Genomic DNA, 525 nt, shown 5'->3' on the forward strand with positions numbered 1-525 from the left:
TGAAAAAGGAAATGCTACAAGCAGACCTGGATCAAGATTTTCGAAAAAAACCTGTGATAAACTAAAAGAAGAGGTGAACTGCATTGATTTATATTGGATTAACAGGATGGGGGGATCATGACAGCCTGTATCCGCCCAAGACAAGCAGTCAAAACAAGCTGATCCACTATTCATCGCATTTTCCGATCGTCGAGCTTGATGCGAGCTTTTACGCGATACAGCCCGAGCGGAACAATGAAAAGTGGGTAAAGGAGACGCCGGAAACCTTTCAGTTTATCGTTAAGGCATATCAGGGAATGACAGGGCATCAGCGCGGGGAAATCCCCTTTGAAACGAAAGACGACATGTTTGCTGCTTTTAAGCTCTCATTAACGCCATACATAAAAGCGGGTAAGCTGGCGATGGTCCTCTTTCAGTTTCCGCCATGGTTTGATTGCAAGAAAGAAAACGTCAATTACTTAAGATGGGTAAAAGAGAAAATGGGAGATATCCCGTGTGCGCTTGAATTCAGGCATCGGTCATGGT

General features: G+C 44.4%; 1 protein-coding gene. It reads left to right on the forward strand.

Going from position 1 to position 525, the window contains the following annotated elements:
- Nucleotides 1–83: 83 nt before the first annotated feature.
- A partial coding sequence (locus tag ACWHAR_RS31765; RefSeq protein ID WP_452089014.1) for a DUF72 domain-containing protein occupies nt 84–525 on the forward strand: 442 nt, incomplete at its 3' end.

The sequence above is a fragment of the Bacillus sp. LR--39 genome, assembly GCF_053613335.1.